This window comes from Neomegalonema perideroedes DSM 15528 (assembly GCF_000374145.1).
In the GTDB taxonomy this organism is placed as follows: Bacteria; Pseudomonadota; Alphaproteobacteria; order Rhodobacterales; family Rhodobacteraceae; genus Neomegalonema; species Neomegalonema perideroedes.
On record NZ_KB893653.1, the window covers coordinates 1,370,136 to 1,386,328 of the forward strand.

Annotated in this window: 17 protein-coding genes; 9 read left to right on the top strand and 8 right to left on the bottom strand. The window is 64.8% G+C overall.

What is annotated here, in order from left to right; genetic code table 11:
• The first annotated feature begins 53 nt into the window (after positions 1–53).
• Both rpsA and B161_RS0106430 read left to right on the top strand, forming a co-directional pair.
• On the top strand, positions 54–1,748 hold the full coding sequence (rpsA, locus tag B161_RS0106425; protein ID WP_018632541.1) for a 30S ribosomal protein S1: 1,695 nt from the start codon (positions 54–56) through the stop codon (positions 1,746–1,748).
• 179 nt (positions 1,749–1,927) lie between these two features.
• Complete coding sequence (locus tag B161_RS0106430; protein ID WP_018632542.1) at positions 1,928–2,326, top strand: hypothetical protein; 399 nt, start codon at positions 1,928–1,930, stop codon at positions 2,324–2,326.
• Between the two features lie 139 nt (positions 2,327–2,465).
• Here B161_RS0106430 and B161_RS0106435 read toward each other — a convergent pair whose 3' ends face one another.
• From B161_RS0106435 to B161_RS0106470, 8 genes are all read right to left on the bottom strand, one after another.
• Positions 2,466–3,521 carry a Gfo/Idh/MocA family protein gene (locus B161_RS0106435; protein ID WP_018632543.1) on the bottom strand — a complete coding sequence of 352 codons (1,056 nt, stop codon included), beginning with the start codon at positions 3,519–3,521 and terminating at the stop codon, positions 2,466–2,468.
• Positions 3,522–3,526: 5 nt separating this feature from the next.
• Positions 3,527–4,312, bottom strand: coding sequence for a ThuA domain-containing protein (locus B161_RS0106440; RefSeq protein WP_018632544.1), 786 nt, complete (start codon positions 4,310–4,312; stop codon positions 3,527–3,529).
• A 61-nt stretch (positions 4,313–4,373) separates the two neighbouring features.
• Positions 4,374–5,381 carry an ABC transporter ATP-binding protein gene (locus B161_RS0106445; RefSeq protein ID WP_018632545.1) on the bottom strand — a complete coding sequence of 336 codons (1,008 nt, stop codon included), beginning with the start codon at positions 5,379–5,381 and terminating at the stop codon, positions 4,374–4,376.
• 3 nt (positions 5,382–5,384) lie between these two features.
• On the bottom strand, positions 5,385–6,248 hold the full coding sequence (locus B161_RS0106450; protein ID WP_018632546.1) for a carbohydrate ABC transporter permease: 864 nt from the start codon (positions 6,246–6,248) through the stop codon (positions 5,385–5,387).
• A complete protein-coding gene (locus B161_RS0106455; protein WP_018632547.1) occupies positions 6,248–7,225 on the bottom strand; it encodes a carbohydrate ABC transporter permease in 978 nt (325 codons plus the stop codon). Before B161_RS0106455 ends, B161_RS0106450 begins: the two co-directional genes overlap by 1 nt.
• A gap of 163 nt (positions 7,226–7,388) precedes the next feature.
• The gene (locus B161_RS0106460) at positions 7,389–8,669 is read right to left on the bottom strand and encodes an ABC transporter substrate-binding protein (RefSeq protein ID WP_018632548.1); all 1,281 of its coding nucleotides are present in this window, start codon (positions 8,667–8,669) and stop codon (positions 7,389–7,391) included.
• A 330-nt stretch (positions 8,670–8,999) separates the two neighbouring features.
• Positions 9,000–10,052, bottom strand: coding sequence for a ferrochelatase (hemH, locus tag B161_RS0106465; RefSeq protein WP_240471585.1), 1,053 nt, complete (start codon positions 10,050–10,052; stop codon positions 9,000–9,002).
• A gap of 17 nt (positions 10,053–10,069) precedes the next feature.
• Entirely contained in the window at positions 10,070–10,969 is a 900-nt protein-coding gene (locus B161_RS0106470) for a methyltransferase domain-containing protein (protein WP_018632550.1), read from the bottom strand.
• Positions 10,970–11,042: 73 nt separating this feature from the next.
• On the opposite strand from B161_RS0106470, the gene B161_RS17090 reads away from it, so the two are divergent.
• From B161_RS17090 to B161_RS0106505, 7 genes are all read left to right on the top strand, one after another.
• Complete coding sequence (locus B161_RS17090; RefSeq protein ID WP_018632551.1) at positions 11,043–11,798, top strand: double zinc ribbon domain-containing protein; 756 nt, start codon at positions 11,043–11,045, stop codon at positions 11,796–11,798.
• A gap of 11 nt (positions 11,799–11,809) precedes the next feature.
• On the top strand, positions 11,810–12,073 hold the full coding sequence (gene grxC / locus B161_RS0106480) for a glutaredoxin 3 (RefSeq protein WP_026310243.1): 264 nt from the start codon (positions 11,810–11,812) through the stop codon (positions 12,071–12,073).
• Positions 12,070–12,918 (top strand): carbon-nitrogen hydrolase family protein, encoded by an 849-nt coding sequence (locus tag B161_RS0106485; RefSeq protein WP_018632553.1) that lies wholly within the window; start codon positions 12,070–12,072, stop codon positions 12,916–12,918. Before grxC ends, B161_RS0106485 begins: the two co-directional genes overlap by 4 nt.
• A 111-nt stretch (positions 12,919–13,029) precedes the next feature.
• Positions 13,030–13,776, top strand: a complete 747-nt coding sequence (locus B161_RS0106490; RefSeq protein ID WP_018632554.1) for a FadR/GntR family transcriptional regulator — start codon at positions 13,030–13,032, stop codon at positions 13,774–13,776.
• A 64-nt stretch (positions 13,777–13,840) separates the two neighbouring features.
• Entirely contained in the window at positions 13,841–14,167 is a 327-nt protein-coding gene (locus B161_RS0106495) for a cupin domain-containing protein (RefSeq protein ID WP_018632555.1), read from the top strand.
• Positions 14,168–14,285: 118 nt separating this feature from the next.
• A complete protein-coding gene (locus tag B161_RS0106500) occupies positions 14,286–15,308 on the top strand; it encodes an ABC transporter permease (RefSeq protein ID WP_018632556.1) in 1,023 nt (340 codons plus the stop codon).
• Entirely contained in the window at positions 15,305–16,192 is an 888-nt protein-coding gene (locus B161_RS0106505; protein ID WP_018632557.1) for an ABC transporter permease, read from the top strand. Before B161_RS0106500 ends, B161_RS0106505 begins: the two co-directional genes overlap by 4 nt.
• Position 16,193: the final 1 nt, after the last annotated feature.

Here is a 16,193-nt window from a genome sequence, read left to right on the forward strand (position 1 = left end):
CCGCCGGAGACAACCGGTCGGCCCGTAAAAGATGAACCTCTAGGAGTAGATATATGGCTCACGCCGCCAGCGCTTCCCCCTCCATGGACGAATTTGAGGCGCTTCTGAACGAATCTCTGGGCGAAGGCCCGGTCGAAGGCTCGGTCGTCAAGGGCAAGGTCATCGCCGTCGAGAACGGCCAGGCGATCATCGACATCGGCTTCAAAATGGAAGGCCGCGTCGATCTGAAGGAGTTCAACACCCCTTCGAAAGCCGCCGATCTGCAGCCCGGCGACGAAGTCGAGGTCTATCTCGACCGCGTCGAGAACGCCAAGGGCGAAGCGGTTCTGAGCCGCGACAAGGCTCGCCGCGAAGAGGCTTGGGACCGTCTTGAGAAGGGCTTCGAAGCTCAGGGCCGCGTCGAAGGCACGATCTTCGGCCGCGTCAAGGGCGGCTTCACGGTGGATCTCGGCGGCGCGGTGGCCTTCCTTCCGGGCTCTCAGGTGGACGTGCGCCCGGTGCGCGACGTCGGCCCGCTGATGAACACGCCCCAGCCTTTCCAGATCCTCAAGATGGATCGTCGCCGCGGCAACATCGTCGTGTCGCGCCGCGCCGTCCTCGAAGAGACCCGCGCCGAGCAGCGCAGCGAGATCGTCGCGAAGCTCGCCGAGGGCGACGTCGTTGAAGGCGTGGTCAAGAACATCACCGATTACGGCGCCTTCGTGGACCTCGGCGGCGTGGACGGCCTGCTTCATGTCACGGACATGGCTTGGCGCCGCGTGAACCATCCTTCCGAGATCCTCACCATCGGCCAGACCGTTCAGGTTCAGGTCGTGCGCGTGAACAAGGACACCCAGCGCATCAGCCTCGGCATGAAGCAGCTGATGTCCGATCCTTGGGACGGCGTGGACCGCAAATACCCGGTCGGCGGCAAGTTCACCGGCCGCGTGACCAACATCACCGATTACGGCGCCTTCGTGGAGCTGGAGCCGGGCGTGGAGGGTCTGGTCCATGTCTCCGAAATGAGCTGGACCAAGAAGAACGTCCATCCGGGCAAGATCGTCTCGACCTCTCAGGAAGTCGAAGTGATGGTGCTGGACGTCGATCCGCATAAGCGCCGCATCAGCCTTGGTCTGAAGCAGTGCCTCGCCAATCCGTGGGAGGCCTTCTTGGCCGAGCATCCCCGCGGCTCGACCATCGAAGGCGAAGTCAAGAACATCACCGAATTCGGTCTGTTCGTCGGCCTCGACAACGACATCGACGGCATGGTCCACCTTTCGGATCTCGACTGGAACCGTCCGGGCGAGCAGGCTCTGGCCGACATCAAGAAGGGCGACGTCATCCGCGCCAAGGTGCTGGACGTCGACGTGGAGAAAGAGCGCATCAGCCTCGGCGTGAAGCAGCTCGATTCCGATCCCTTCGAGGAAGGCGCCTCGGGCCTGAAGAAGGGCGACGTCGTGACCGCCGTGGTCAGCGAAGTCAACGACGGCGGCGTGGAAGTTCAGGTCGACGGCATGAAGGCCTTCATCCGCAAGGCCGATCTCGCCCGCGACCGCGGCGACCAGCGCCCCGAGCGCTTCTCGGTCGGCGACAAGCTCGACGCCAAGGTCTTGGGCGTGGAGAAGGCTTCGCGCCGTCTCTCGCTCTCGGTCAAGGCGCTGGAGATCGCCGAAGAGAAAGAGGCCGTGGCTCAGTTCGGCTCCTCGGACGCCGGCGCCTCGCTCGGCGACATCCTCGGCGCGGCTCTGCGCAAGCGCGAAGAGCAGTAAGCCTTTTCCAAGGCTGCGTTCTGAATTCACGGAGGGCCGTCCCGCGAGGGGCGGCCCTTTGGCTGTTCAGGGCTCCGGCGGGCGGCTCTCCCGCAAGGAGAAATCCCGTTTTGACCATCTCCTGAAAAGGATGTATGTATGAACGGCGTTCATGCGCACCCCGTTTTCAGGAGATCCCTATGTCCGGACCTGTGTTCGGCTCTCTCTCCGGCGGCGCCCGAGCCGCCTTCCTCGGCCTCGCGCTGACGTCTTCGGGCGGGGCTCCCGCCGCGCGGGCGCAAACGGAGGATCAGGCGCGAAGGCTCGCCGAGATGGTGGCGACCCTCGGCGGCGGCCGCATCGGGCGTTCGCGCGGCGGCTTCGTGGCGGGGCATGTGGCGGGGGGCTTCCTGACCGTGGTCGGCCCGGATCAGCCGATCCTCAAGGGGCGCTATCGCTTCGAGGATTTCGCCCTCGTCGTGCAGGGCGAGGATGGGCGCGAGGATCGCGTCTTCTTCGGCGTTCCTGAGGGCGAAGACCTCTCCGATCCGGACGAGGCGGTGATTGGCGGCGAGATCTATTGGACCAGAAAAGAATAAATCCGGCTCCTCATGAAAAACGCCCGTCCAGGGTGCGGACGGGCGTAAGTTTGGGGAGGAACGCAGGAGCTTTCGCAACCGCCGCCATCTTGCGGATTCCCGCAGGCGCGCAAAAGCTCCGGAAATCATGCTCCTCACATCATGGAGCCTTCAATTCGGCCTCCCGGCGCGTCTCCTCGGTGCGGGCGGCGAGGTCGACGATCTGCTGAATCCGCGCCGCATGGCGGAAATCCGGATCATCGCCGAGGCCGCTCCGCACGGCTTGGGCGAAGCGTTCGTAGGTGGTCGGAGTCTTGGGGGCCTCCAGATCGCGCCAAACGAAATCCTCCACATCCGCCCCAAGGCAGCCCCGCAGCCCGGAGCCCTCCTTATTGCTGTGATTGACCTCCAATGCGCCTTTATCGCCATAGATCCGCAAGCGCAGATCGTTGGAATGGCCGGAGGCCCAGCGCGTCGCATGGATGACTCCCGCCGCGCCATTGGCGAATTGCGCGGTCATGACGAAGCTGTCGTTGGCGTCGAGGGGATATTCCCCGATCCGTCCGCCGGGGGCCTTGTCGAAGGTCAGCAGCCGCGCGAAGGCCTGAGACACATCCGCGCCCGCGCCATAGACGGCGAAATCGAAGATATGCACCCCCACGTCGCCGAGCACGCCGTTGGAGCCATGGCTCTTCGAGAGCCGCCAGAGCCATTGCGTTTCCGTCTTCCAATCGCCCCAAGCCTTCGAGACCAGCCAGCTTTGCAGATAGCTCGCCTCGATATGCTTGACCGCGCCGATCTCGCCCGCAAGGACGCGCCGCCGCGCCTCCTGAAGCTGCGGCACGTTGCGATAGGTGAAGTTGACCATATTAATCAGCCCCGCCGCCTCGGCGGCTTCGGCCATCTCAAAGGCTTTTTCGGCGTCGGTGGCGAGGGGCTTTTCGCAAAAGACATGCTTGCCCGCTTTGATCAGCGCCATGGTGGTGGCGTAATGCACGGCGTCGGGCGTGACGTTGGCCACGGCGTCGAATTCGCCCCAGTCCAGCGCCTCCTCCAAAGAGAGGAAACGCCGCCCCACGCCATGTTTCGCCGCGAAGGCCTCGACGCGCGTCGGATCGCGGTCGACCGCCGCGACCATCTCCACGCCGGGGAGGACGGCGAAATTCTCGGCGTGGGTGTTGGCCATGCCGCCGGTTCCGAGGATCAAAAGCCGCATGGCGCTCACCGATATCCCGCTTCGCCGGGGGCGTGGAGCTTCGGCCCACGCTCCACGAGGGGCTCAAGGGCCTTCTCCACCGGCACGTTGGGGGCCTCGTGGATCGCCTTATAGGCGCCTTGCGGATTATAGGCCCAACGCACCGCATTGCGCAGGACTTGGCGCACATTGGCGTCGTGATAGCTCGGATAGGTCTCATGGCCGGGGCGGAAATAGAAGATGTTCCCCGCGCCGCGCTTATAGGTCAGGCCGGAGCGGAAGACCTCGCCGCCCTGAAACCAGGAGATGAAGACCGTCTCCAGCGGCTCCGGCACGGAGAAATGCTCGCCATACATCTCCTCCATCTCCAGCTCGAAATATTGCGGCAGGCCCTTGGCGATAGGGTGATGGGGCGCCGTGACCCAGAGTCTTTCGCGCTCTCCGGCCTCGCGCCATTTCAGCGCGCAGGGAGTCCCCATCAGTCGTTTGAAGATCTTCGAGAAATGGCCGGAATGCAGCACGATCAGCCCCATGCCCTCATGGACGCGGGCCGCCACGCGCTCGACCACGGCGTCGGCGACGCCGCCATGATCCTGATGGCCCCACCAGAGCAGGACGTCCGTCTCGGCGAGCTTGGCCTCGGTCAGGCCATGTTCGGGGTCCTGCATGACCACCGTCGAGGCGGAGATCTCCGGATCTTCGCGCAGAGCCCCGGCGATGGTCTCATGCATGGTGTCGGGATAGACCTGAGCGACGGTCTTATTGGTCCGCTCATGGATGTTTTCGCCCCAGACGAGCGCGCGGATGGGCATGGCCCGAACTCCTCATGAAGTGAGAGGGGCGAGCCCGTAAGGCCCGCCCCCAAAGGAAAATCTAGACGGGACGCCCCGCCTCGTTGAAGCGATGGACGTAATGCGGCGCCATAGGCGTCAGGGCGATCCGGTCGCCGGGGTTGCGTCCGGAGATCCCCGTCTCGCGGAGCGTGATCAGCTCCGGCCCGCCGACGTCGATATAAAGGTAAGTGTCGGAGCCCATGACCTCGCGATGGGCCACTTGGCCGCTCCATGTCCCGGCGCTTTCCGGCGCCGCGAGGAGATGCTCAGGCCGCACGCCGATGGTGTGCGCCCCCAGAGGCGAGGCATGGGCGCCGGAGAAGAAATTCATCTTGGGAGAGCCGATGAAGCCCGCCACGAAGACCGAAGCGGGCTTTTCATACAGCTCCAGCGGCGTGCCGACCTGCTCGACCAGCCCGTCGCGCAGGACGCAGATGCGATCCGCCAGAGTCATGGCCTCGACCTGATCATGGGTCACATAGATCATGGTGGCCTTGCCCATGTCGTGATGCAGCTTGGCGATCTCCAGACGGGTCGCCACGCGCAAGGCCGCGTCGAGGTTGGATAAGGGCTCGTCGAACAAGAACACCTGCGGATCGCGCACGATGGCCCGCCCGATGGCGACGCGCTGACGCTGGCCGCCCGAAAGCTGCTTGGGCAGACGATCCAGATATTGCTTGATCTGAAGCATCTCCGCCGCCCGCTCGACGCGTTTGCGGGTCTCGGCCTCCTCGCCCTTCGCGAGGCGCAGGCCGAAGGCCATATTATCATAGACGCTCATATGCGGATAAAGCGCATAGCTTTGAAAAACCATGGCGATTCCGCGTTCGGATGGCGTCTTGTCGTTCACGCGCTGGTCGTTGAAGCGCATCTCGCCGGAGGTGATGTCCTCCAGTCCGGCGATGAGCCGCAGCAGCGTCGATTTTCCGCAGCCCGAAGGCCCCACGAAGACCATGAATTCGCCCGCGCGGATGTCGAGATCCACGCCCTTGATCACATGCACGTCGCCGAAGCTCTTGCGCACGCCGTTCAACTGGATGCGAGCCATCTCTTATCCTTTCACGCCGCCGGCGGTCAGGCCGGACACGATCTTGCGTTGGAAGGCCAGCACGAGGAGGATGATCGGCAAAGTCACGATCACCGAAGCGGCCATGATGTTGCCCCATGGAACCTCGTATTGGGTCGAGCCGGAGAGCAGCGCGATTCCCACCGGAACCGTGCGCATGCTGGCCGAAGAGGTGAAGGTCAGCGCGAAGAGGAATTCGTTCCAGGCCGCGATGAAGGCGAGCAGCCCCGTCGTCACCAGAGCGGGCCACATGAGCGGCAGAAAGACCTTGCTGACGATCTGCCAAGGGGTCGCGCCGTCGACGATGGCGGCTTCTTCGATCTCCATCGGCAGATCGCGCATGAAGGTGGTCAGCACCCAGACCGTGAAGGGCAGGGTGAAGATCGTATAGCTGAAGACGAGCGCCCAATGGGTGTTGGAGAGGTTGATCCCCAAAATCCGCGTCCCGAAGTTATTGACGCCGCTGACCAGCTCGAAAAGGCCCGAGAGAACCGCCACCTGCGGGAACATCGAGACGCCGAGGATGATCAGCAGCAGAGCGCCCCGGCCCCTGAAGCGCACCCGCGCCAGAGCATAAGCCGCCGTGATCCCCATGAGCATGGCCAGAGCCACCACCGAAACCGCCACCACGATGGAGTTCCAGATGTTGCGCAGGAAATCCCCGGAGGTCAGGACGCTTTTATAATTCTCCAGAGAAAAGGAGGTCGGCCAATAGCTGACCTGAAAGATCTCGCTCGGCTTTTTGAAGCTGGTGACGATGGCGTAATAGAAAGGAAACACCGACATGAAGACGATGAAGGCCACCAAGAGCCAGAATCCGATCCGCCAGATGATTTTCGGAACCGCCATCACTTGCCCCCATCGAAGCGCACCCGGCCGAGGGTGATGTAGAGGATGGTGATCAGCGCGATGATGAAGAACAGCATCGTGGCCTGAGCCGAGCCATAGGCGAAGTTGTCGAAATCGAAGAGGTTCTCGCGCACCGCCACCGACATGGTGCGGGTCTGGGCGTTATTGGGCGTCAGCACATAAATCAGATCGAAGATGCGCAGGGCGTCGAGCAGGCGGAAGATCACCGCCACCATCACCGCAGGCCAGATCAGGGGCAGGGTGATCTTGAAGAACTGCTTCACCGGATGCACGCCGTCGATCTTCGCGGCCTCATAGATGTCCTTGGGGACCATCTGAAGCCCCGCGAGGATGAGCAGCGCCATGAAGGGCGTGGTCTTCCAGATGTCCACGATGAGCACGGCGGTCATGGCGGTGTCGGGCGAGGCGGTCCAGGCCACCTTCTCCGAGATCAATCCGAGCTTGAGAAAGACGTCGTTGATCACGCCGAACTGGTCGTTGAGCATCCAGGCCCAGATCTTCGCCGAAACGATGGTCGGGATGGCCCAAGGCACCAGAACCGCCGCCCGCACCAAAGCGCGGCCTTTGAATTCGGCGTTCAGCACCAGCGCCACGATCAGCCCGAAGACCGTTTCGAAGCCCACCGAGAGGAAGGCGAAGCGCAGGGTGTTGCCCACCGCGCGCCACCATTCCGGGTCGACCAGAAGGCCGGAGGTGATTTCGCGGCCGCTCGGGAGCGTGATTTTGGAATAGTAATTATCGAAGCCGATCCACTGCGCCGCCCCGAGATTGGTCAGAGAAGCGTCGGTGAAGGAGAAATAGATGTTGCGGAACAAAGGCCAGCCCGCGACCAGCGCCAGAGCCAGCATCATGGGCGTGAGGAAGATCCATGCGGATCGGATGCGCTGGGCCGTCAGGCGCGAGCGCCGCGTCGCCTCTGGGGGCGGCGCCTGAGAAAAAGAGGTCTCCGCAGTCATGGGAATCCCGACGAAGCGGGCGTCCGGGGCCGCAGACGGAGCATGAAGACTCCGCCCGCAGCCGCGCCGAACGCGATGCGGATGCCGCGCGCGCACGCGAGGCGGCGAATTTGGGGAAGTCGGGAGCGCTCAGGCCTTCAGAGGCGCGGGCGCTCCGGTCGGATCACCAGCCGCGGCCTTGCAGACGGGCGAGGGTCGTCTCCAGCTCCTCCAGAGCGGCGGCGCCGGTCTTCTGACCGGAAAGCACGCTATGGGCGGCGTTCCAGAAGCGCGAAGAGACCTCGTTGTATTTCAGCTTGGTCGGCGCCGAGGGGCGCGGCACGGCGTTGGTGAGGATGTCCTTCCACATGATGGTGACGGGCTGCTTCTCGGCGAGTTCGGCGTCGTCATAAAGCGCCATGACGGTCGGGAATTGCGAATTCTCGATGGCGCGGCGTTTCTGAGCTTCGGGCGAGGTGAGGAACAGCACCAATTCCGTGGCGGGCTCCTGAACCCGCGAATGGCGCGAAACCGCGAGATTCCAGCCGCCGAGCGTCGCCGCCGAAGCCTGACCCTCGACCGAGGGCAGGGGAATGGCCGCGAATTTCCCTTTGACGGCGGAATCGTCGCTGGAGCCGAGGCCATAGGCGTAGGGCCAATTGCGCATGAAGACCGAATTGCCCAGCTGCCAGACGCCCCGCGCCTCCTCCTCCTGATAGGAGAGCACGCCCGGCGGGGTGATCCCATCGACGATCCAGCCGCGCGCGCGGTCCAGAGCCCCCGCCGCCTCGGGATTATTGATCGAGATGGTCCCGTCCGCCTCGACGATCTGGCCGCCGCCCGAGGACTTCACCCATTCCAGCGCATTGCAGGTCAGGCCTTCATAGCTCGCGCCCTGCCAGACGAAGCCCCACATGTCCTTATGTCCGGCGGCGCGCTCGCCCTCGACGATCTTCTTGGCCGTGGCGGCGAGCTCATCCCAAGTCTTCGGCGGCTGCTCGCCGTATTTCTCCAGAAGATCGGTGCGGTAATAAAGCCCCGGCGCGTCGGTGAAGATGGGCAGCGCGACCAGCTTGCCGCCGACGGTCTGCGATTCGATGATGGCGGGGAAATGCGCCCCGACCACGTCTTTGGCGGCCTCGCTCAGATCCAGAAACTGATCCGCCAGCTGCGGCGCCCAGATCACGTCGGTCTGATAGACGTCGATGTCGTTTTTGCCCTGCGCCAGCCAGAGCCGGTATTGCCCGAATTGATCGGTGGTGGAGGCGGGCATGGGAACGATGGTCACCTTATGGCCGGTCGCCTCTTCGAAAAGCTTGACCTCCTTGGCCATGAAGGCCGCGTCCTGACCCACCGAGCCGAGGACCATCGAGATGTCGGCCGCGAGGACCGGAGTCGCCGTCAGGACTCCGCCCGCGACGAGGGCGGCGAGAGAGGGGGCGGCGAAGGCTGCGCGAAAATTCATGAACTCCTCCCTGGAGCGTTTTCATTTTTATCGGCGGCCCTCTCATGGGCGCCTTGGGGCGCGGGGGCCTGCAAGCGTCCTTGCGCGGAATCCGGAGGCGCGAGGCGATTCCGGAGGCCGCTTGTCAAAACGCTTTGAGAGTAAAAATTCCTGAATCCCCGCGATGTGTCAAGGGGCGCCGGGGGTCAAGGGCGGGAAATATTCAAAGCGGTTTGAGAAGCGAGCTTCCGGAAATCGCCCCCTCTGCGCCCCTCGCGCGGGATGGAAAAGAAAAGCCCGCCCCTTCATGCGAAGGCGCGGGCCGTTGAAAATTCTGCAGATCGGCGCGTCTCAGGCGACGCGAGGAGTCTCCGCTTCGGGAAGCCAGCCCGCCATCTCGCGCTCGACGACGGCGAGCAGCGCCGCGATATGGGCGTCCTCGGCGTTGAGGCAGGGGATATAGTCGAAGCGCTGTCCGCCCGCATGGAGGAAGGCTTCGCGGATCTCCTCGTTGATCTCCTCCAGCGTCTCGACGCAATCGGCGGAGAAGGCGGGGGCGAGAATCGCGATGTCCGTCGCGCCGGAGCGGGCCAGCTCCGCCACGCGCTCCACGGTGTAGGGCTTGACCCATTCCTCTTTGCCGAAGCGCGATTGAAAGGCGCTCTCCACCCAGCCCTCCGGCCCGCCGAGGGCTTCGGCCAGCAGACGGGTGGTTGCGCGGCATTGGTCGGCGTAGGGGTCGCCCGAGGCCACATAGCGCTCCGGCAGGCCGTGATAGGAGCAGAGGATGCGCTGAGGCGCCGGAGCGCCTTCCGCTGTGCGGGCCTCCAGATGGCGCCGCACGCTTCCGGCGAGGGCCTCCATATAGAGCGGGTGGTCGTAATAGGCCGGAACCGTGCGGATCGCCGGCTGACGCCGCAGCTTCATCAGGCCGCGAAAGGCTTGATCATTGGCGGTGGCGGTGGTGGCGGCGGCGTATTGCGGATAAAGCGGAAAGATTAGAATGCGCTCGCATCCGGCTTCGCTCATGCGGCGGATGGCGTCGGGGGTGTTGGGCTCGCCGTAGCGCATGGCGAAGTCGAAGACCACGTCGGCGCTATGCTTCGCCGAAAAGGCCTCGAAGAGCTTGCGCGTCTGCTCGCGGGTGACGGTGAGCAGAGGCGATTCGTTCAACTCGTTGTTCCAAATGCCCTTATAGGCTTTGCCGGAGGAGAAAGGCCGCTTCGTCAGGATGATTCCATTGAGGATCAGCCACCAGAGCGCCCGCGAAGGCGGCGGCTCGATCACGCGAGCGTCCCAGAGGAACTCCTTGAGATAGCGCCGGACGGACCAAAAATCCGTCCCGGAGGGCGTGCCGAGGTTCAGCAGCAGAACCCCAAGGCGGGAGGCGTTGGGCGAAGTCATGGCGGCGCTCCAGATCATCAGAGGGGTTCGGGTTCGTCGTTCAGAGGAAGCTCGGGGGTCTTCAACGCCTCCGCGAGGCGAAATTGCGCCGAGCCGGGCTTGAGCGGCTTTTGTTGGCTTTCATGGGGCGCCCATCCGGTCAGAAAGGCGACGTCGAAGCGGATCTTCAGCGGCGGATCCAGAGCGAGGATCTCCAGCGCCCTGAGCAGAGTGTCGCGGCGCAGGAAAGCCTTTCGGCGCTCGCGTAGCGGATTGGATTCGCCCATGGCCTTCAGATCGCGCAGCAGCCGCAGAGGTTCGCGATAACTGGCTTCGATGCGGTCGAGATCGGCGGCGGGCAGAGCGAATCCCGCTCTTTGCAGCAGGCCCCCGAGGCTGCGCAGATCCGCGAAAGGCGCCACCCTCGGAGACAACCCCCCCGCGGTCTGAATCTCGGCTTCGGCGAAGGCGGAGCGCAGGTTGTGCAGGCTCTCGCCCGCCAGCATGGCCCCGAGGAAAAGCCCGTCCGGCTTGAGGGCGCGGCGGATCTGGGTCAGAGCGCCGGGCAGATCGTTCACGGCGTGCAGGGTCAAAGGCGCGAGGATCAGATCGAAGCTTCCTTCGGCCAGAGGAGGCGCCTCCTCGTCGGCGACGACGACCGGGCCGAACTCCGCCGCGCGGGCCGCCATGAGGGGCGAGGACTCCACCTGAATCAGGCTCTCGATTCCGAAGCGTCCGGCGAGGATCCGGGCCGGAGTCCCGTCCCATGCCCCAAGGATCGCGACTCGCGGAAAGCCGCGCAAGACGTCCTCCAGCCGCTCGGCCAGTCGCTCCGAGACCTCCGCGAGCAGAAAATCCGCTTCGCGTAAGCTTTGCGCGGCGCGGTCGCGCCTCAGGCGCCGGAGGGCGGGGTCGAACAGGGAGGGAGCTGGGGACATGAAGGCTGGGGGCTTCTCTTGGCTGAAGACGGCGGCTTAGAATGGTTCTCAGGTTTATTCTTCGGAGGCCGCCTTGACCAGAGCCGCCGTCTGGCGCCTTTTGACGCCCCTGTCCGATTTGCTCTTTCCGCATCTCTGCCCGATCTGCGAGGCGGAGACGGAGAGCGAAGGGCTCTGCGGCGCCTGCTGGCGCGAGGCGCGGTTTTTCGAGGGGCCGGAGCTTTGCGATTCCTGCGGCGTTCCCGCCGGAGATCCCGTCTGGCCCGAGACGCGGCGGCTCTGCCTCGACTGTCTGAAGCTTCCGCCCCCTTGGGCGCGCGGCCGCGCCGCCATGGCCTATCGCGGAGCGGGGCGGTCTTTGGCTCTGGCGCTCAAGCGGGCGGATCGTCTGGAGGCGGCGCCGCTCATGGCCCGCTGGATGGCGCGGGCGGCGGGGCCTCTGCTGGAGGATTGCGAGGCGGTGGTCCCGGCCTCGGCCCATTGGCGCCGGACCTTGCGGCGGCGCTTCGATCCGGCGGCGGAGCTGGCGCGGGCTCTGGCGCGGCTCGGAGGCAAGCCCTATCGTCCCGCATGGCTGAAGCGTCTGCGCGCGACGCCCTCGCAAGGCGGCTTGACCGCCAGAGAACGACGGGCGAACTTAGTCGACGCCTTCGCGGTCCCGGAGCGTTTCCGGGCGGAGATCGAAGGACGGCGCCTGCTGATCGTGGACGACGTGAGCACCACCGGCGCCACTCTGGGCGCGGCGGCTCAGGCGATGATCGCGGCGGGGGCGAGGGTCGACGTCCTCGCCTTCGCGCGGGTCTGGGACGTTGAGGAAGACGCGGAATGAAGGAGGCGCCCATGGCGCGAGTCGAGATCTACACCGGACCCGCCTGCATGTATTGCATGGCCGCCAAGGCGCTGCTCAAGCGCAAGGGCGTCGCCTTCGAGGAGAAGGAGGTCGGCGGCGATCCGGCCTTGCGCGAGGAGATGATCCGGCGCGCGGGCGGCCGCCGCACCGTGCCGCAGATCTTCATCGAGGGCGAGCATGTCGGGGGCTCCGACGATCTGCATGCGCTCGACCGGGCCGGGAGGCTCGACGCGAAACTGGGGATCGGCGCATGATGAGCGAGAGCAAGATCCTGCGCGTCGGGCTGATCCAGATGCAGGGCGGCCCCGAGGAATCCGCCAATTTCAAACAGGCCGAGGCTCTGATCCGCGAAGCGGCGGGGAAGGGCGCGCGGCTCATTCTGACGCCGGAGGTGACCAACCGCATCGCCGCCGCCGGATCCGGCGTTTCGGCTCTGGCCAAGCCCGAGGTCGAGGACGGCTTCCTCAAGGCGACGCGGGCGCTGGCGGAGGAATTGGGCGTCTGGCTTCTGCTGGGTTCTCTGATGCTCAAAGCGGAGGACGACCCTTCGCGGGCGGCGAACCGCTCGATCCTCATCGACGAATTCGGCGAGATCCGCGCCCGCTACGACAAGATCCATACTTTCCGCGCCGATCTGCCCGGCGGCGAGACCTATGACGAGGCCAAAAGGGTGCGTCCCGGCGCGAAGAGCGTCGTGGCCGAAACCCCTTGGGGCGGGCTCGGCATGACGGTGTGCTATGATCTGCGCTTTCCGCAGTTATATCGGAAGCTCGCGGCCAAGGGCGCGCGCATTCTGAGCATCCCCGCCGCCTTCACCGTGCCGACCGGAAAAGCCCATTGGCGCACGCTGATGCAGGCCCGCGCCATCGAGACCGGCGCCTTCGTGCTGGCGCCGGCGCAATGGGGCGAGCATGGCGGCGCGGATTCCGGCACCTTGCGCGCCAGCTACGGCCATTCTCTGGCGGTGGGGCCTTGGGGCGAAGTCCTCGCCGACGCGGGCGAGGGCGTTTCGGCGACGGTGGTCGATCTCGACCTCGCCGCGGTGGACGAAGCGCGGCGGCGGATTCCCGCCTGGGGCCATGAACAGCCCTTCGATTAGGGCGTCGGGTCAGGCGCCGGGGCGCGGCGGAGCTTGTCAATCCGCGGGATCTCGGGCTAGTTGCCGCATGACCGGCGGATGATCTGTCCGGCAGGTCGTCGGGAGAGCCGCATGAAGGAACCAGCCAAGCCCGCCCGCCCGCGCGGAGAGGAGTCGCTCGTCTCGCAATTGGCTCAGGCTCTGCGCAAGGAGCTGGAGGCGGGCGCCTTCCGTCCCGGCGAGAAGCTGCCGAGCGAACATGAGCTGACGCGGATCCATTCCGTCAGCCGGGCCGTGGTGCGCGAGGCCGTGGCGACTCTGCGCGCCGACGGGCTGGTCGAGGCGCGCAAAGGCGCGGGCGTCTTCGCGCTCGACCCCGCCGACCGCCCCGCGCGGCCTTTCGACGATCTGACCAGTTCGCGCATCTCCTCGGTGATCGAGCTTCTGGAGCTGCGCACCGCCTGCGAGATCGAAGCGGCGGCTGCGGCGGCGACGCGGCGCTCTCCGGCGCAACTGGAGGCGATCCTCGAAGCCCACGCCCGAATCGGCGCGCTTCTGCGCGCGGGCGAGCCCACCCGGGACGCCGATTTCGCCTTTCATCTCGCCATCGCCGAGGCGACTCAGAATCGCCGCTTTCCGGAGTTCCTGCATCTGATCCGGGCGGGAGTCATTCCCCGGGGCGAATTGCAGGGCGCGGAGCCGGGGGCGCGTCCCAAGGATTATAATCTGCATTTGCAAGAGGAGCATGGCCGGATCGTCGACGCCCTCATCGAAGGCGACGCCGATCAGGCCCGCGAGCGGATGCGCGCGCATCTGCGCGGCAGTCTGGAGCGCTATCAGGCGCTCTTGCGCAGCGGGCGCAGCCTGGCTGAGAGCTGATGCGGTCTTGTCAGACATGATAGGCGGATATATAGGGCGATCTCCCCCATGATGGAGATTTCTCATGACCAAAGCCGAATCTTCGCCTGAATTCCCCGTCCGTCGGCCCGATTCCGGCGTCGAGCGTCAGGTCCTGTCTGAAAACCCGGATCTGATGGTGGTGTCCTTCCGGTTTGAAAAGGGCGCGGTGGGCGCTCTCCATAGTCATCCGCATGTGCAATCGACCTATGTGGCGCGTGGAATCTTTGAATTTCAGCGTGATGGCTTAACTTACCTGCTCAAAGCCGGGGACAGCCTCGTCATTCCTTCGGGCGTCGAGCATGGCTGCCGCTGCCTTGAGGCGGGCGAGCTGATCGATAATTTCACCCCTCGCCGCGAGGATTTTCTCTGAGGATCCGCTTGACAGGCGGTTTGTCATGTGACAGTGCTTCTTTACTTGTCATACAAATAGTCGCTTCTGTCAGCCTTGTCGCAAGGCAGGCGGGAAAAGAGCGCGTCAGGGAGGAAATATGTCCAAAGGTCGTCGGCGCTTCAGACGCGCCGCCGGGCAGGCCGTAAGCGTCGCGGTCACGCTGCTCGGACTTCTGATGCTTACGTTCTTCATTGGGCGCATGATGCCCGCCGATCCGGTGCGGGCCATCGTCGGCGAAGACGCCACGCCCGAAACCTATGACATGGTTTATAGCCAGCTCGGCTTGGATCGCCCCCTCTGGGCGCAGTTCCTGCGCTATATGGGCGACGTGCTGACCGGGAATTTCGGCCAGTCCATCCGCACCGGCCAGCCGGTGATTCAAGACATCCTGCATGTGATGCCCGCCACCATCGAGCTGGCCACCTTCGCCATCGTGATCGGCGCGGGCCTTGGGGTTCCGCTCGGAGTGCTGGCGGCGGTGAACAAGGATCGCTGGATCGACCACGCCGTGCGGGTCTTCAGCCTCTTCGGCCATTCCATGCCGATCTTCTGGACCGGCATGATCGCTCTGCTGATCTTCTACGCGGGATTAGGCTGGGTCGGCGGCTCGGGGCGGATGGATTATTTCTATATCGGCATGGTTCCGAGCCGCACGGGCTTTCTGCTGATCGACAGCCTTCTCGCGGGCGAATGGCGGGTCTTCTTTTCGGCGATCAACCATTTGATCCTCCCGGCGACGCTGCTTGGCTATTCCGCTTCGGCCTACATCACCCGCATGACCCGCAGCTTCATGCTGGATCAGCTGAATCAGGAATATATGACCACCGCCCGCGTGAAGGGCCTCTCGCGCGGCCAGACGATCTGGCGGCACGCCTTCAGCAACATCCGGGTGCAGCTGGTGACCATCGTGGCGCTCTCCTACGGCGCCTTGCTGGAGGGCGCCGTGCTGATCGAGACCGTCTTCGCCTGGCCGGGTTTCGGGCAATATCTGACGAACAACCTCGTCATCGGCGACATGAACGCGGTGATGACCTGCGTTTTGATCGTCGGCGTGATCTTCATCGCGCTCAATCTGCTCTCCGACATTCTGTATCGCCTCTTTGATCCGAGGACGAAATGACCGACGCCGCATATTCTCCTGCGCGCCTGCCGGGATGGCTGTCGGCGCTGCGCAACATCTTCGCTTATCTTCTGCGTTCTCCGACTTCGGCCTTCGGGCTGGCGGTGATCGCGATTCTGGTCCTGACGGCGATTCTGGCGCCTTGGATCGCCACCCATGATCCTTTCACGCAGAATCTGGACAACGTGCTTCAGCCGCCGGGGAACGGCCATCTCTTCGGCACCGACGAACTCGGCCGCGACATCTTCAGCCGCCTCGTCTACGGCGCGCGGATCACCTTGCGGATCATCTTTCTGGTGAGCGTGGTGGTGGGGCCCATCGGGCTGATCGTCGGGGCGACGGCGGGCTATGTCGGGGGCTGGATGGACGCCGTGCTCATGCGCGTGACGGACATCTTCCTCGCCTTTCCCTCGCTGATCCTTTCGCTGGCCTTCGTGGCGGCTCTGGGGCCGAGCCTCAACAACGCGATCATCGCCATAGCCCTGACCTCATGGCCGCCCATCGCGCGTCTGGCGCGGGCCGAGACTATGACCTTCCGCAAGGCCGACTACATCGCCGCCGCGCGGCTTCAGGGCGCTTCGCCGATGCGGATCATCCTGAAATCCATCATTCCGATGTGTCTGCCTTCGGTGGCGATCCGGCTGACGCTGAACATGGCCACGGTGATTCTGACCGCGGCGGGCCTCGGCTTTCTGGGCCTCGGCGCTCAGCCGCCCGAACCCGAATGGGGCGCGATGATCGCCACGGGCCGCCGCTATATGATCGACAGCTGGTGGCTGGTGGCTTGTCCGGGCGTGGCGATCCTTTGCGTGAGCCTCGCCTTCAACCTCCTCGGGGACGGCCTGCGCGACGCGCTCGACCCCAAGCAGATGAACCGGAGGTGAG

What these genes read in the sequence shown, in the direction of transcription:
- rpsA (WP_018632541.1), top strand. Translation starts at nt 54, where the DNA reads ATGGCTCACGCCGCCAGCGCTTCCCCCTCCATGGACGAATTTGAGGCG.
- B161_RS0106430 (WP_018632542.1), top strand. Translation starts at nt 1,928, where the DNA reads ATGTCCGGACCTGTGTTCGGCTCTCTCTCCGGCGGCGCCCGAGCCGCC.
- B161_RS0106435 (WP_018632543.1), bottom strand. Translation starts at nt 3,521, where the DNA reads ATGCGGCTTTTGATCCTCGGAACCGGCGGCATGGCCAACACCCACGCC.
- B161_RS0106440 (WP_018632544.1), bottom strand. Translation starts at nt 4,312, where the DNA reads ATGCCCATCCGCGCGCTCGTCTGGGGCGAAAACATCCATGAGCGGACC.
- B161_RS0106445 (WP_018632545.1), bottom strand. Translation starts at nt 5,381, where the DNA reads ATGGCTCGCATCCAGTTGAACGGCGTGCGCAAGAGCTTCGGCGACGTG.
- B161_RS0106450 (WP_018632546.1), bottom strand. Translation starts at nt 6,248, where the DNA reads ATGGCGGTTCCGAAAATCATCTGGCGGATCGGATTCTGGCTCTTGGTG.
- B161_RS0106455 (WP_018632547.1), bottom strand. Translation starts at nt 7,225, where the DNA reads ATGACTGCGGAGACCTCTTTTTCTCAGGCGCCGCCCCCAGAGGCGACG.
- B161_RS0106460 (WP_018632548.1), bottom strand. Translation starts at nt 8,669, where the DNA reads ATGAATTTTCGCGCAGCCTTCGCCGCCCCCTCTCTCGCCGCCCTCGTC.
- hemH (WP_240471585.1), bottom strand. Translation starts at nt 10,052, where the DNA reads ATGACTTCGCCCAACGCCTCCCGCCTTGGGGTTCTGCTGCTGAACCTC.
- B161_RS0106470 (WP_018632550.1), bottom strand. Translation starts at nt 10,969, where the DNA reads ATGTCCCCAGCTCCCTCCCTGTTCGACCCCGCCCTCCGGCGCCTGAGG.
- grxC (WP_026310243.1), top strand. Translation starts at nt 11,810, where the DNA reads ATGGCGCGAGTCGAGATCTACACCGGACCCGCCTGCATGTATTGCATG.
- B161_RS0106485 (WP_018632553.1), top strand. Translation starts at nt 12,070, where the DNA reads ATGATGAGCGAGAGCAAGATCCTGCGCGTCGGGCTGATCCAGATGCAG.
- B161_RS0106490 (WP_018632554.1), top strand. Translation starts at nt 13,030, where the DNA reads ATGAAGGAACCAGCCAAGCCCGCCCGCCCGCGCGGAGAGGAGTCGCTC.
- B161_RS0106495 (WP_018632555.1), top strand. Translation starts at nt 13,841, where the DNA reads ATGACCAAAGCCGAATCTTCGCCTGAATTCCCCGTCCGTCGGCCCGAT.
- B161_RS0106500 (WP_018632556.1), top strand. Translation starts at nt 14,286, where the DNA reads ATGTCCAAAGGTCGTCGGCGCTTCAGACGCGCCGCCGGGCAGGCCGTA.
- B161_RS0106505 (WP_018632557.1), top strand. Translation starts at nt 15,305, where the DNA reads ATGACCGACGCCGCATATTCTCCTGCGCGCCTGCCGGGATGGCTGTCG.